Source organism: Aeromonas sp. QDB63 (assembly GCF_027707425.1).
In the GTDB taxonomy this organism is placed as follows: domain Bacteria; phylum Pseudomonadota; class Gammaproteobacteria; order Enterobacterales; family Aeromonadaceae; genus Aeromonas; species Aeromonas caviae.
In genome coordinates this window covers 128,073-141,855 of the sequence record NZ_JAPCIS010000001.1, presented here as the reverse complement: position 1 = coordinate 141,855, position 13,783 = coordinate 128,073, and the positions used below count along the sequence as shown (strand labels likewise).

The 13,783-nt window shown below is 61.0% G+C and carries 11 protein-coding genes and 4 tRNA genes; 8 read left to right on the top strand and 7 right to left on the bottom strand.

What is annotated here, in order from left to right; all coding sequences use genetic code 11:
• Nucleotides 1-3: 3 nt before the first annotated feature.
• The 5 genes from PG879_RS00740 (at nucleotide 4) to PG879_RS00720 (ending at nucleotide 2,005) form a co-directional block, all read left to right on the top strand.
• Nucleotides 4-1,251 (top strand): aspartate kinase, encoded by a 1,248-nt coding sequence (locus PG879_RS00740; protein ID WP_010672822.1) that lies wholly within the window; start codon nucleotides 4-6, stop codon nucleotides 1,249-1,251.
• A 93-nt stretch (nucleotides 1,252-1,344) separates the two neighbouring features.
• Nucleotides 1,345-1,533 (top strand): carbon storage regulator CsrA, encoded by a 189-nt coding sequence (gene csrA / locus PG879_RS00735; RefSeq protein WP_005315760.1) that lies wholly within the window; start codon nucleotides 1,345-1,347, stop codon nucleotides 1,531-1,533.
• Nucleotides 1,534-1,745: 212 nt separating this feature from the next.
• Nucleotides 1,746-1,838, top strand: a tRNA-Ser gene (locus PG879_RS00730).
• Between the two features lie 4 nt (nucleotides 1,839-1,842).
• A tRNA-Arg gene (locus PG879_RS00725) sits at nucleotides 1,843-1,919 on the top strand.
• 9 nt (nucleotides 1,920-1,928) lie between these two features.
• A tRNA-Arg gene (locus PG879_RS00720) sits at nucleotides 1,929-2,005 on the top strand.
• A 258-nt stretch (nucleotides 2,006-2,263) separates the two neighbouring features.
• Here PG879_RS00720 and pbpG read toward each other — a convergent pair.
• The 6 genes from pbpG to pepA form a co-directional block, all read right to left on the bottom strand.
• A complete protein-coding gene (pbpG, locus tag PG879_RS00715; protein ID WP_210557335.1) occupies nucleotides 2,264-3,091 on the bottom strand; it encodes a D-alanyl-D-alanine endopeptidase in 828 nt (275 codons plus the stop codon).
• Nucleotides 3,092-3,227: 136 nt separating this feature from the next.
• On the bottom strand, nucleotides 3,228-3,893 hold the full coding sequence (locus tag PG879_RS00710; RefSeq protein ID WP_039040923.1) for a DedA family protein: 666 nt from the start codon (nucleotides 3,891-3,893) through the stop codon (nucleotides 3,228-3,230).
• Nucleotides 3,894-3,911: 18 nt separating this feature from the next.
• Nucleotides 3,912-5,204: a hemolysin family protein gene (locus PG879_RS00705; RefSeq protein WP_029313724.1), complete on the bottom strand. Its 1,293-nt coding sequence runs from the start codon at nucleotides 5,202-5,204 to the stop codon at nucleotides 3,912-3,914.
• A 207-nt stretch (nucleotides 5,205-5,411) separates the two neighbouring features.
• Nucleotides 5,412-8,264, bottom strand: coding sequence for a valine--tRNA ligase (locus PG879_RS00700; RefSeq protein ID WP_210556019.1), 2,853 nt, complete (start codon nucleotides 8,262-8,264; stop codon nucleotides 5,412-5,414).
• 65 nt (nucleotides 8,265-8,329) lie between these two features.
• Entirely contained in the window at nucleotides 8,330-8,785 is a 456-nt protein-coding gene (locus PG879_RS00695; protein WP_270829605.1) for a DNA polymerase III subunit chi, read from the bottom strand.
• Nucleotides 8,786-8,954: 169 nt separating this feature from the next.
• A complete protein-coding gene (pepA, locus tag PG879_RS00690; RefSeq protein ID WP_010672960.1) occupies nucleotides 8,955-10,466 on the bottom strand; it encodes a leucyl aminopeptidase in 1,512 nt (503 codons plus the stop codon).
• A gap of 172 nt (nucleotides 10,467-10,638) precedes the next feature.
• Between pepA and lptF the strand changes: the two genes are divergently transcribed.
• Complete coding sequence (gene lptF, locus PG879_RS00685) at nucleotides 10,639-11,751, top strand: LPS export ABC transporter permease LptF (protein ID WP_210556018.1); 1,113 nt, start codon at nucleotides 10,639-10,641, stop codon at nucleotides 11,749-11,751.
• Between the two features lie 25 nt (nucleotides 11,752-11,776).
• Nucleotides 11,777-12,847, top strand: a complete 1,071-nt coding sequence (lptG, locus tag PG879_RS00680; RefSeq protein ID WP_041210919.1) for an LPS export ABC transporter permease LptG — start codon at nucleotides 11,777-11,779, stop codon at nucleotides 12,845-12,847.
• 143 nt (nucleotides 12,848-12,990) lie between these two features.
• On the opposite strand, the gene PG879_RS00675 is transcribed toward lptG, so the two are convergent.
• On the bottom strand, nucleotides 12,991-13,503 hold the full coding sequence (locus PG879_RS00675) for an RDD family protein (RefSeq protein WP_161470421.1): 513 nt from the start codon (nucleotides 13,501-13,503) through the stop codon (nucleotides 12,991-12,993).
• Nucleotides 13,504-13,646: 143 nt separating this feature from the next.
• Between PG879_RS00675 and PG879_RS00670 the strand changes: the two genes are divergently transcribed.
• Nucleotides 13,647-13,731, top strand: a tRNA-Leu gene (locus PG879_RS00670).
• The last annotated feature ends 52 nt before the right edge of the window (nucleotides 13,732-13,783 follow it).

Here is a 13,783-nt window from a genome sequence, read left to right as displayed (position 1 = left end):
TCTGTGGCACTCTATGTACAGAAGTACGGTGGCACCTCGGTCGGCACGCTGGAGCGGATCGAGGCAGTTGCTGAGCGGGTTCAACTGACCCGTGCCCAGGGACATGACGTGGTGGTGGTGGTCTCCGCCATGTCGGGCGAAACCAACCGGTTGCTGGGCATGGCCCAGCAGCTGGACCAGGATGCCAACCGGCGCGAGATGGATGTGCTGATCTCCACCGGTGAGCAGGTCACCATTGCACTGCTGGCGATTGCGCTCAACAAGCGCGGTTGCCCCGCAGTCTCGATGACCGGCGATCAGGTCCGCATCCACACCGATTCCGCCTATGGCAAGGCGCGCATCACCCGTATCGACACCGAGCAGGTGGAAGCCGCACTCGGTGCCGGCAAGGTGGTAGTGATTGCCGGTTTCCAGGGGCGCGATGAGCATAATGCCATCACTACCCTGGGCCGAGGGGGTTCGGATACCACCGCGGTGGCCGTGGCTGCGGCCATCAAGGCCGATGAGTGCCAGATCTTTACCGATGTGGACGGAGTGTATACCACGGATCCGCGCATCGAGCCCAAGGCGCGTCGCCTCGATACCATCACCTTCGAGGAGATGCTCGAGATGGCGAGTCTCGGAGCCAAGGTGTTGCAGATCCGTTCGGTCGAGTTCGCGGGCAAGTACCGCGTGCCGCTAAGGGTGCTGTCGAGTTTCGTCGACGGAGAGGGAACCTTAATCACATATGGAGGTGAGAGGATGGAAGCACCCCTGGTATCCGGCATTGCGTTCAATCGCAACGAGGCCAGCCTGACCATTCTGGGTGTGCCGGACAGGCCGACCGTGGCCGCGCAGATCCTGAATCCGATCAGCGACGCCAACATAGATGTCGACATGATAGTGCAGAACACCATGGGGGATGGCACCGCCGATTTCACCTTCACGGTGAATCGCGATGATTATCGCCGGGCCCGCGCCTTGCTGGAGGAGACCGCCAGCGAGCTGGGGGCCGCCTGCGTGCAGGGCAACGGAGAGATCGCCAAGGTCTCCATCGTCGGGGTCGGCATGTGGAATCATCCTGGTGTAGCGCGCACCATGTTCAAGGTATTGGGTGAGGAAGGGATCAACATGCAGCTGATCTCCACCTCTGAAATCAAGATATCCGTGGTGATTGACGAGAAGTACCTGGAGCTGGCCGTGCGTTCGTTGCACTCGGCGTTCGGGTTGGATCAAGAGCCTCATGAGCAGCCCTTGGGAAACAATCCCTGATTGATTTAGTTTCAACCATTTACCATATCGGTATCTTTGTAAGATAATGGCGCATATCGATATAAATACAAAACAGGATACAGGAGCAAGCGAATGCTTATTTTGACTCGTCGTGTAGGGGAAACCCTGATGATTGGTGACGAAGTAACCGTTACCGTACTGGGCGTAAAAGGGAACCAGGTTCGTATCGGTGTGAATGCACCGAAAGAGGTTTCCGTACACCGCGAAGAGATCTACATGCGGATACAGGCCGAGAAAGTCCCGGGCCAACCGAATTTCTAAGCCATTTCATGGCTGCATGAAGGCGACATCCCGGATGTCGCCTTTTGTTTTTCAGGGGCCTGCAAATCGGCCTGCAGAGCGCGAAACTACTGGGTAAGTGTCGATATTGCTTGAATATTCCACTCTTTGGCCAAATGCTGAGCGAACGCTCTGTTTTCTCCAAAAAAGTGTTTGACTAAAAATCCCTGTGAAGTATTATCAGCCCCGCAAACGGAGAGGTGGCCGAGAGGCTGAAGGCGCTCCCCTGCTAAGGGAGTATGCGGCTTATACCCGCATCGGGGGTTCGAATCCCCCCTTCTCCGCCATTTTGCGCCCGTAGCTCAGCTGGATAGAGTACCTGGCTACGAACCAGGTGGTCAGAGGTTCGAATCCTCTCGGGCGCACCATTGTTNNGGGCGCCCGTAGCTCAGCTGGATAGAGTACCTGGCTACGAACCAGGTGGTCAGAGGTTCGAATCCTCTCGGGCGCACCATACAGACAGCCTCGACGTCAGTCGGGGCTGTTTTTTTATGGGCGATTTCCTCCTCCCCATCATGGGGTTGTCTCTCTCGTGTCCTTCTCCCTGACGCCCCCACGGGGGACGGTTCCCCCTGGCTGCACGTGCCCCTGGGTGCCCTTACCATAACGCACTATGCTGTGCGGGGCTGGCGCCCTCTGGCGGCCTGCTGAGGCATTTGGCGGGCAATAAAAAAGGATGCCGTGGCATCCTTTCATGTCTTCGTGGAAAGAATCAGCTTTTCAGCCACTTGCGGATGCGGTTGGCATCCCCGACAGGGGTGCGTTTGCCCACCGAGTTGAGCAGTACGATGGCGAGCTCCTGACGATCCGGTTTGGCACGCATCAGCAGGCAGCGGCCCGCTTCGTCGGTATAGCCTGTCTTGGAGAGGCGTACATCCCAGTCCGGGTTCTTCACCAGCGGGTTGGTATTGTTGAACATCAGGCTGTAGGCCGGCTTGTGAAAGCGCATCTCCCTGCTGGTGTCCTGGGTGAATTCACGGATCAGCGGCTGTCGATAGGCCGCAGAGAGGAGCTTGGCCAGATCCTGGGCGGTGGAGACGTTGCGGGTGGAGAGACCGGTGGAGTCATAGTAGCGGGTGTTGCGCATGCCGAGCTGTCTGGCCTTGTTGTTCATGGCGCGGATGAAGGCCTGGCGACCCCCCGGGTAGTGGCGGGCAAGCGCCGAGGCCATGCGGTTCTCGGAGGACATCAGCGCCAGATGCAGGGCGTCGCGGCGGCTGACCTGGGTGCCCATGCGCACCCGTGAATAGGTGTGCTTGATGTTGTCCCTGTCGTTCTGATCAATGGTCAGGGTCTGATTGAGGTTCTGGCGGGCATCCAGCACCACCAGCGCCGTCATCAGCTTGGTGAGGGAGGCGATGGGGCGCACCCGGGTGGGGTTTTTCTGATACAGGGTCTTGCCGGTGTTGACGTCCATCACCAGGGCACTGCCCGATTTGAGCTGCAGCTTGGCCGGGTCGGGGGTCGCCAGGGATGCCTGCGAACCCAGCAGTCCCATCAATCCACCTACCAGCGCGATTGCGCGAATCCAACACCCCATACAACCAACTCCATCCACAGCGAAAAAAGGCGCTAGATTCACTCATTTTTGCCCCTGCTTTACAAGAGCGAGCAGGGGGAATTCGCCACTATTTTCCATAAAAAAGGGCCGCCTGTGGGCGACCCTGTGGTTTGTCTCACTCTCTGGAGACGCCGGGCTTGCGTCTGCTCCACCAGCGCCAGACCAGAGCGATGAGGCCGCCCACCAGCAGTACGACCGGCAGGTAGATAATGACGCTGAGAAATTGGGACTCATACTGCGCGGCCAGCTTGGTGTGGCTCAGGTAGTAACCCAGCCCGACCAGGGGGCAGATCCACATGATGGAGCTGATCAGGTTGACCACCAGGAAGCGCCCCTGGGGGATCTCGTTGGCGCCGACGATATAGGGGTAGGCGGTACGCACGAAGGCGATGTAGCGGGCGGTGATCAGGGTGATGATGCCGTACTTGTTGAGCAGGTAGTGCACCTTCTCCTTGTGCTTGTCATCGAGATGGGACATCAGCCTGTGATACATCCGGGTGTGGCCGAGGAAACGCCCCTGCATGTAGCCAAGCCAGGTACCGACGAAGGTCGCCATGATCAGCAGCGGGACCACTGCCATCGGCAACACCCCCTGATAGATCAGCACGCCGGTCAGGATCAGCAGGGTATCCCCTGGCAGGAAGGCGGTGGGGATAAAGCCATTCTCGAGCACTAGGAAGGTCAGCAGGACGACATAGACCATGAAGACCATCTTGGGATCAGAGAGTGTCGCCAGATCCTGATGCATAAAGGCGTGAGCCAGGTGGTAAAACTGCTCCATACATGCAAACTCCGCAGGTTAGCTGGGTTGGTCGGTCAAGGGCATGGCAAGTACCTTGTCGATGCGCAGGCCGTCCATATCCACGATTTCCAGTTGCCACTGTTCCAGGGTGACCAGGTCTCCGGTCTGGGGAAGGCGGCCAAGGAGCAGCATGATAAGCCCTCCAAGGGTGTGATAGTGATGTTTTTCTTCTTCCGGCAGACGAACCAGCTCCAGACAGTCCTTCAATTCTGGCAGTGGAATGAGGCCGTCGAGCAGCCAGCTGCCGTCGGCGCGCTGGAAGGCCCAGTTGTCCTCCCCATCTTCCTGCTGGAAGTCGCCGGCCAGGGTTTCCAGCAGATCCTGCTGGGTGACCAGCCCCTGCAGCTCGCCATATTCGTCCACCACCAGCACCATGTGCTCGGAGTGGGTACGGAAGTGGTTGAGCAGCTCCAGGCCGTTGAGGGTCTCCGGCAGCAGGCTGCCGTCCTGGGTCAGCGCCGCCAGATCGATGGGTTCTCCCTTGATGTAGGCGTGCAGCACCTTGCTGACGTTGAGGATGCCGACGAGATCCGACAGGCTGCCGTCACAGACAGGGAAGAAGCTGTGGCGATACTCCACCAGACGTTGGAGGTTCACTTCCAGCGGCAGTGACAGGTCCAGATAGCGGATGTCGCTGCGCGGCACCATCAGGGAGGCCAGGCTGCGTTCGTCGAGGCGGAACACGTTGCGCAACATAGTGTGCTCATGGTCCTCGATCACCCCCGCTTCGGAGCCCTCCACCAGCATGGCGTGGATCTCCTCCTGAGTGACGTTGTTGCTGCTGCGCTGATCGACCCGCAGCAGCCGCAGGCTGGCGTTGGTGGAGGCGGAGAGCAACCAGACGAAGGGACGGGTCAGGGTCGCCAGCCAGAGCATGGGGCGGGCTACCAGACAGGCGATGCGCTCGGCGCTGAGCTGTCCGAGGCGTTTGGGCACGAGCTCCCCTACCACGATGGAGAGATAGGTGACCAGCACGACTACGATGACGGTGGCGAGCAGGCTGCTGCTCTTGGGGGAGAGCCCCCACTCCTGCAGCCAGAGGGCGAAGGGCTGGGCCAGCAGGGACTCGCCATAGATACCGTTGAGCAGACCGATGCTGGTGATGCCGATCTGCACGGCGGAGAGGAAATGGGTCGGATCTTCCCCGAGCTTGAGGGCGATGGCGGCGGAGCGGCTCCCTTCGCTCGCCATTTTGGCGAGGCGTGCCTTGCGTGCCGTCACGATGGCGATTTCCGACATGGCGAAGACGCCATTGAGCAAAATCAATCCAAACAGGATCAATATTTCCATACTGCAGCAGCACTCCCGATAGAAAAGACCGCTGGCAGTGTAATGAATTTGCGGGCTCTGTGCTTGTGAAAGGAGGTGATTTGGCTCGTGAATTTTTGAATATCGTCCCGGCGGGAGGGATAAAACTGCGGGGCAGGAGAGGGAGAACTGAACCCCTGACATGAAAAAGCCCCCGATAAACGGGGGCTTGTCATGTTGCGCTGTGGCTTAGAGCGCGGCGATCTCGGCCTGCTGGGCTTCCAGCTTGGTCAGCTGGAGACGGTAATCTTCCAGCTTCTCGCGCTCCTTGATGATGACCGCTTCCGGCGCCTTGGCGACGAAGGCTTCGTTGCCGAGCTTGCCTTCGATGCGGCCGCACTCGCCCACCAGACGGGCCACCTCTTTGGCCAGACGGGCCAGCTCGGCTTCCTTGTCGATGAGACCGGCCATCGGGATCATCAGCTCGGTGGCACCGATCAATTTCTTGACCGACAGCGGGGCGGTTTCACCGGCCGCCAGTACGCGGATGGATTCCAGACGGGCCAGCGACTTGAGGAAGGCCTCGTTGTCAGCGGCGCGCTGGGCATCCTTGGCATCGCACTGGAGCAGCACGTTGAGGGGCACGCTCGGGGCCACGTTCATCTCGGCGCGGATGTTGCGGATGCTGACGATGAACTCCTTCACCCACTCCTGATCCGCCATCGCGGCGTCGTCCAGCTTGGCTGCGTCGAATTCCGGGAAAGCCTGAATCATGATGGTGTCGGCGTGTACGCCGGCCAGCGGGGCGACCGATTTCCAGATGGTTTCGGTGATGAACGGGATGATCGGGTGTGCCAGGCGCAGCAGGGTCTCGAGGACACTGACGAGGGTGTGGCGGGCAGCGCGCTGCTCGGCCTCGGAGCCCTTGGTCAGTACCGGCTTGGTCAGCTCCAGATACCAGTCACAGAACTGGTTCCAGATAAATTCGTACAAGACGCCTGCAGCGATGTCGAAGCGGTAGGTATCGAGGGCGGTGCGGAAGTCTCGGATGGCCACTTGCAGCTGGGACTGGATCCAGCGATCCGCCAGGCTGAACTGCATCTCGCCACCGGCAAAGCCGCAATCCTGATCTTCGGTGTTCATCAGCACATAGCGGGAGGCGTTCCACAGCTTGTTGCAGAAGTTGTTGTAGCCATCCAGGCGCTTCATGTCCCAGTTGATGTCACGACCGGTAGAGGCCAGCGCCGCCAGGGTGAAGCGCAGGGCGTCGGTGCCGTGGGCCTCGATCCCTTCCGGGAACTGCTTGGCGGTGCGCTTGCCGATCTTCTCGGCCATCTGCGGCTGCATCATGTTGCCGGTGCGCTTCTCCAGCAGATCTTCCAGCGAGATGCCGTCGATCATGTCGAGCGGATCCAGCACGTTGCCCTTGGACTTGGACATCTTCTGGCCTTCTTCGTCACGGATGAGGCCAGTGATGTAGACGGTCTTGAACGGGACTTGCGGCTGGCCGTTTTCGTCCTTGATGAAGTGCATGGTCATCATGATCATCCGGGCAATCCAGAAGAAGATGATGTCGAAGCCGCTCATCAGCACGTCGGTCGGGTGGAAGGTCTTGAGCGCCTCGGTGTTGTTCGGCCAGCCCAGGGTGGAGAAGGTCCACAGAGCGGAGCTGAACCAGGTGTCGAGCACGTCTTCGTCCTGACGCAGCACGGTCACGGACGGGATGCTGTGCTTGGCGCGCACTTCCTCTTCGTTGCGGCCCACGTAGACGTTGCCGGCATCGTCATACCAGGCCGGGATGCGGTGACCCCACCACAGCTGACGGGAGACGCACCAGTCCTGAATGTCGCGCATCCAGGAGAAGTACATGTTTTCGTACTGCTTCGGCACGAACTGGATGCGGCCATCTTCCACCGCCTCGATGGCGGTCTTGGCCATGGGGGCCACGCGGACGTACCACTGGTCGGTCAGCATGGGCTCGATGGGCACGCCGCCGCGATCGCCGTAAGGCTGTTGCAGCACATGATCCTTGATCTCGGCCAGGAGGCCCAGCTCGTCCAGCTTGGCGACGATGGCCTTGCGGGCGGCGAAGCGCTCCATCCCGGCGAACTCGGTCGGCAGGGCGGCGTCATAGGCGGTGCTCGGGTTGCCATTGGTATCGACCACTTCGGCCTCGGCACGCACGTGGGCGTCCAGGGTGAAGATGTTGATCATCGGCAGGTTGTGGCGCTTGCCCACTTCGTTGTCGTTGAAGTCGTGGGCCGGGGTGATTTTCACGCAGCCGGTGCCCTTTTCCATGTCGGCGTGTTCGTCGGCAACGATGGGTATCAGACGGTTCACCAGCGGCAGCAGGATGTGCTGGCCGATCAGCGCCTTGTAGCGGGGGTCTTCCGGGTTCACGGCCACGGCGGTATCACCCAGCATGGTTTCCGGACGGGTGGTGGCGACGATCAGGTGATCCTGGCCTTCGGCGGTCTTGGCGCCGTTGGCCAGCGGGTAGCGAAGGTGCCACATGTGGCCCTTGATCTCGCGGTTTTCCACTTCCAGGTCGGAGATGGCGGTGTTGAGCTTGGGATCCCAGTTCACCAGACGCTTGCCGCGGTACATCAGGCCGTCTTCGTACAGGCGCACGAACACTTCCTGGACGGCGGCGGAGAGACCCTCATCCATGGTGAAGCGCTCGCGCTCCCAATCCACGGAGTCACCCAGACGGCGCATCTGACGGGTGATGGTGCCACCGGACTCTTCCTTCCACTGCCAGATCTTGTCGATGAAGGCTTCGCGGCCGTAATCGTGGCGAGTCTTGCCCTCTTCTGCGGCGATCTTGCGCTCAACCACCATCTGGGTGGCGATACCGGCGTGGTCGGTACCCGCCTGCCACAGGGTGTTCTTGCCCTGCATGCGGTTGTAGCGGATCAGGGTATCCATCAGGGTCTGCTGGAAGGCGTGACCCATGTGCAGGCTGCCGGTGACGTTCGGCGGCGGGATCATGATGCAGAAGGAGTCTTTGCTGGTGTCGCCGTGGGGCTTGAAGTAACCCTGGGCTTCCCAGTGCTGGTAGAGCGCCTGTTCGATGGCGTTGTGATTAAAAGTCTTTTCCATGGTCTCGCCGTATTCTGGATGGATGGAGTCTGGTGTTGATTCGTCGTGGATCGAGGGTGGCACAGTCAGGGCTGCGCCGGATCCGGTGCGGCAAGGACGGGCTGATCCCTCATCTCGAGGGTATGGCCCGCCTGGCGATAGTGCTTGTAGCGCTCGCGGGCTTGCTGCTTTTGCGTTTCGTCAGTGGGGACAAAATCTACCACTTGAGCGAAGTGTCCTGCAAACAAAGGTGTCTGCCGGGCCAGGTTGATGAGGCAGGCATAGCGCCGCCGTGGCGGCTGATGGCCTATCTCCACCGGTGCCTGACCGCGCTCCCCCTGCAACTGGTGCGGCACGAAGCGATCGGGCGGCAACTGCCACAACAACTCGTCCAGACGCAGGGCCTGGGCCTCGTCCTCGCACAGCAGATAGAGGTGGCCTGCGCTCCAGCCATCGGCCGCAAGCTGGCAGGCGAGGCGCTCGACGGCGGAGGCATCTGCATCATCGGGCTGGCTCATCAGGTAAAAGGTCACTTGGCTCATCAGGTCGGTCCCGTTTGGCTGTGACGGACAGCGATTGGCCGTCTTCGGGAGCCGCGTCTGGCACGGACTTCCCGGATTCTCTCAATGAAACAAGGAAGAGGCAGGCCTCTTCCTTGTGATACAGGGTAACGCCTTCTCGCATCGCTCTTCGAGTCGATGGGGAAGGGGATCACTCCTTGTCTTCGACGTCCGCCACGCCGGCCCGGTTGAGCAGGAACTGGGTCAGCAGGGGCACAGGACGGCCGGTGGAGCCCTTTTCCTTGCCGCTCTTCCAGGCGGTCCCTGCGATATCCAGGTGGGCCCAGTTGTACTTCTTGGTGAAGCGCGACAGGAAGGCGGCGGCGGTGATGGTACCGGCCGGACGGCCACCGATGTTGGCCATGTCCGCGAACGGGCTTTCCAGCTGCTCCTGATACTCGTCGAACAGGGGCAGACGCCAGGCGCGATCGCCGGCCTGTTCGGAGGCGTTGAGCAGCTCGTGGGCCAGGGGGTTGTGGTTCGCCAAGAGGCCAGAGGTATGGTGGCCAAGGGCGATGATGCAGGCACCGGTCAGGGTCGCCACGTCGATCACGGTCTCGGGATCGTAGCGGTCCACATAGGTGAGGGCATCGCACAGCACCAGGCGGCCTTCGGCGTCGGTGTTGAGCACCTCGACGGTCTGGCCGGACATGGTAGTGAGGATGTCACCGGGGCGGTAGGCGTTGCCCCCCGGCATGTTCTCGCAGCCCGCCAGCACACCGATGACGTTGATGGGCAGCTGCAACTGGGCCAGGGCGTGCATGGTGCCGAGCACGGAGGCGGCGCCACCCATGTCGTACTTCATCTCGTCCATGCCGTCTGCCGGCTTGATGGAGATGCCGCCGGAGTCGAAGGTCAGCCCCTTGCCCACCAGCACGATGGGCTTGGCGTCGGCGTTGCCCTTGTACTCGATGATGGCCATCATGGCTTCGTTCTCGGAGCCGCGGGCCACTGCGAGGTAGGAGTTCATGCCGAGCTCGGCCATCTCCTGCTCCCCCACCACCCTGGTGGTGATGTTGTCATAGGCATCCGCCAGACGGCGGGCCTGGGAGGCGAGGTAGGCGGGATTGCAGACGTTGGGCGGCATGTTCGCCACGTCGCGGCAGATGCGCACCCCTTTCGCCACGGCCAGGCCGTGGTTGATGGCGCGCTCGCCTATGGTCAGTTCCCGACGCGTCGGCACGTTGAAGACCAGCTTGCGCAACGGACGGCGCGGTTCGGCCTTGTTGGTCTTGAACTGATCGAAGCTGTAGAGGCCTGCCTTGGTGGTTTCCACCGCCTGACGCACCTTCCAGTAGGTATCCCGACCCTTGACGTGCAGCTCGGTCAGGAAGCAGACCGCTTCCATGGAGCCGGTTTCGTTCAGGGTGGTGATGGTCTTGTTGATGATCTGCTTGTACTGGCGCTCGTCGAGTTCGCGCTCCTTGCCGCACCCGACCAGCAGTACGCGCTCGCTGAGCACGCCCGGTACTTGATGCAGCAGCAGCATCTGGCCCGGTTTCCCTTCCAGGTCGCCACGGCGCAGCAGCGAGCTGAGGTAGCCGTCGCTGATCTTGTCCAGCTGTTCGGCAACCGGAGAGAGGCGGCGGGGCTCAAAAACGCCGACCACGACGCAGGCACTGCGTTGCTTCTCAGGACTGCCACTCTTTACACTGAACTCCATGGAATCTCCTACATCCTAAAGACAAAAGGCACCATTTATTGAATAATGCGGTGCTTGTTGGGGTATCAGAGGCGGAGCGAACAGTCACAGGCTCCGCAGTTCAAACTGGTAAAAATCCAATATAGGGCCCTATTTTTCAGGCATTCGACTAAAAACACAAGTTTACTTGGGAATGACTGTGATCGTTTTCCGATATTTGTTCAGGGAGACCCTGAAAACCCAGCTGGCGGTGCTGTTCGTGCTGCTGCTTATCTTCGTCAGCCAGCAATTTATCCAGATCATTGGCGATGCCGCCGATGGTGAGGTGCCGACGCGCCTGGTATCCACCCTCCTGCTGCTCAACCTGCCGAATATGGCGTTGTTGATGCTGCCTATCAGTCTGTTTTTAGCCATTCTGTTTGCTCACGGCCGTTTGTACGCGGAAAGCGAGATGACGGTGATGCACGCGGTGGGTTTCAGTCACCGTTTCATCATGGGCAGCGCCCTGGTGCTGGCCTTGCTGACCGCCGCCGTCGCGGCGTTCAACACCGGCTGGATCGCCCCCCAGGCCAAGGAGCGGGAGTACCAGGTGATCGACGAGTTCAAGGCCGATCCCGGTATCTCTTTCCTGCAGGCCGGCCGCTTCATGGAGCTCGACAAGGGGCGCCTGGTGGCCTACATCCAGGATCTGAACGACAAGGGGTCGGAGTTGCAGAAAATCTTCGTGCTGCAACGGGCCGAGGGTGGCTCACCCCCGTCAGTGGTGGTGGCCAACGAGGGGCAGGTGACCGCCGACAGCAATGGCTTGCAGTGGCTGACCCTGAAGGATGGCTCGCGCTACGAGGGGCATTTCACCGGCAAGCAGTTCCAGGTCTCGGAGTTCCGTGAATACAGCTTGGTGATCCGCCAGCAGGAGATGGAGCGATCCAACCGCAAGGCGGCGGCCAAGCCGACCCTGGCATTGCTCGGCACCCAGGACAATCAGCTGATGGCCGAATTGCAGTGGCGCCTGTCGCTGCCCCTCTCCATCCTGGTGCTCACCTTCCTGGTGGTGCCGATGGCGCGGGTCAATCCCCGTCAGGGGCGTTACGCCAAGCTGCTGCCGGCCATCCTGCTCTATCTCTCCTATTTCCTGCTGCTCAGTGCCGCCCGGTCGGCCATCGACAGCGGGCGTCTGCCCCACTGGCCCGGGATGTTCCTGGTGCCCCTGATCTATCTGCTGCTGATAGGGTTGCCTCTCAACCTGCATGGCACCAGCTGGTGGAACGGGGTCAAAGGGCAATTGTTCAAGAGAAAGTCAGCATGATGCTGCAACCTGGGAGTCTCTGCTGATGTTCGGCATTCTCGATAGATACATAGGCAGGGTCATCTTCATGTCGATCCTGCTGTGCGAGCTGACCCTGGTCGGGCTCGCCGCGCTCATCAAGTACGTGGAGCAGTTGAAGGCGGTCGGGGAAGGCAACTACGACATGCTCAACGCCCTCTACTACGTGCTGCTCTCCATGCCCAAGGAGGCGGTGCTCTTCTTCCCCCTGGCGGCCCTGCTCGGTGGCCTCATCGGTCTGGGCCAGCTCGCGACCAGCTCCGAGCTGGTGGTGATGCAGGCGGCGGGACGCTCCAAGATCAGCATCGTCATGGCGGCGCTCAAGACCGCCATTCCCCTGATGCTGCTGGTGGGGCTGATGGGCGAGTACGTCGCACCGGCCGCCAAGCGGATGGCGGATGACATCAAGGCGGGGGCCATGTCGGAAGGGCGGCTCACGGTCTCGGCCTACGGGGTCTGGGCACGGGATGGCAACAACTTCGTCAACATCAACGGGGTGCGCAACGATGGCGCCCTGACCGGCATCACCCTCTACCGCTTCACTCCGTCCCGCAACCTGATCGACGTGGTGCAGGCGAAGGAGGGGGTGTTCGAGGATCACCACTGGCTGCTGAAACAGGTGCACATCACCCGGTTTGACGATCCCACCCGGATCCAGGACGAACAGCATGCCCAGATGGCCTGGCAATCCGAGCTGACCCCCAAGCAGCTCGGGGTGGTCAGCATCGATCCCGAGAACCTGCCCATCTCGGGGCTGCGGGACTACATCGGTTATCTGGATGCCAACAAGCAGGATGCCGGACGCTACAAGCTGGAGATGTGGCGCAAGCTGCTCTCACCGCTCTCCGTGGTGGCCATGATACTGCTCGCCTCCTCCTTCATCTTCGGCCCGCTGCGCTCGGTGAGCATGGGGGCGCGGATGCTGATGGGGATCATGACCGGCTTCGCGGTCTATGTGAGCGACAGGGTGTTCGGCCCGGTCAGCCTGGTCTATGCGGTCCCGCCCATCCTCGCGGCCATCGCACCCAGCCTGCTGTTTGGCGGCATCTCCTTCTATATCCTGAGCCGCAAGCAGTAGCGGCCTGAAGGGCGGCGGGCTGCTGACAACAGGCGGCCATTGCTCTCGATGCACCGTTTCCGTCAAGGTTCTGGGCTGCAAGCCGTCAGTTCTGGTCAACAAAAAGGGCACCTCGGGGTGCCCTTTTCGTTGCCGTCTTGGGATCAGCGATTGAGCTGCTCCAGGTTTTCCGCCTTGCCGAGCACCACCACCTCGCACTCGGCCCAGATGTCCTGGAAGGCGCGGGGGCGGGCGCGATTGAACACACACAGCAGGTTACCCAGGCCAAAGGCCGAGGTGGCGAGCCGGATCAGGGCCTGGGTGACGCGAATGTTGCTGCCGTCCAGGTTCTGGATGCGCAGGCGCCAGGCCCGCATGCCGATGGTCTGGCCGGCGCGGACCCAGAACCAGGTGTAGAAACCGCAGATGACGAAGGCCAGCCAGGCGCTGTAGAGGGGGCTGGTGAGCAGCCAGGCGGCATCCTTGCCCTCGGGAACGTGCGCCATGCCGGTGGCCAGCAGCAGGTGGGCCACCCCCATGCCGATGAAGCCGGCGATGATCAGCAGGGCAATCACCACCAGATAGTCATAGAGCAGGGCGCCGAGGCGGCGCAGCAGACCGGCGGAGGGATGCCGGGGAGCAGGCTGGAGAGGGGAGGGGGTCTTGCGCTTGGCCATGATGATTATTCCATTAATATGATGCGGGCATTCTATGTAACTGGCCTGGCATCGGCAAGGCGTTGAATAAATGAGCAAACAACGGTGGGCGCAAGAAAAACACCTTGCATGGCCAAGCGCCATTCGTATAATCCCTCGCAGCTGCCCGGGTGGCGAAATCGGTAGACGCAGCGGATTCAAAATCCGCCGTAGCAATACGTGTCGGTTCGAGTCCGACCCCGGGCACCATCAGATTCCATGACAAAAGGCCATCCTCGCGGATGGCCTTTTGTTTTTCCGG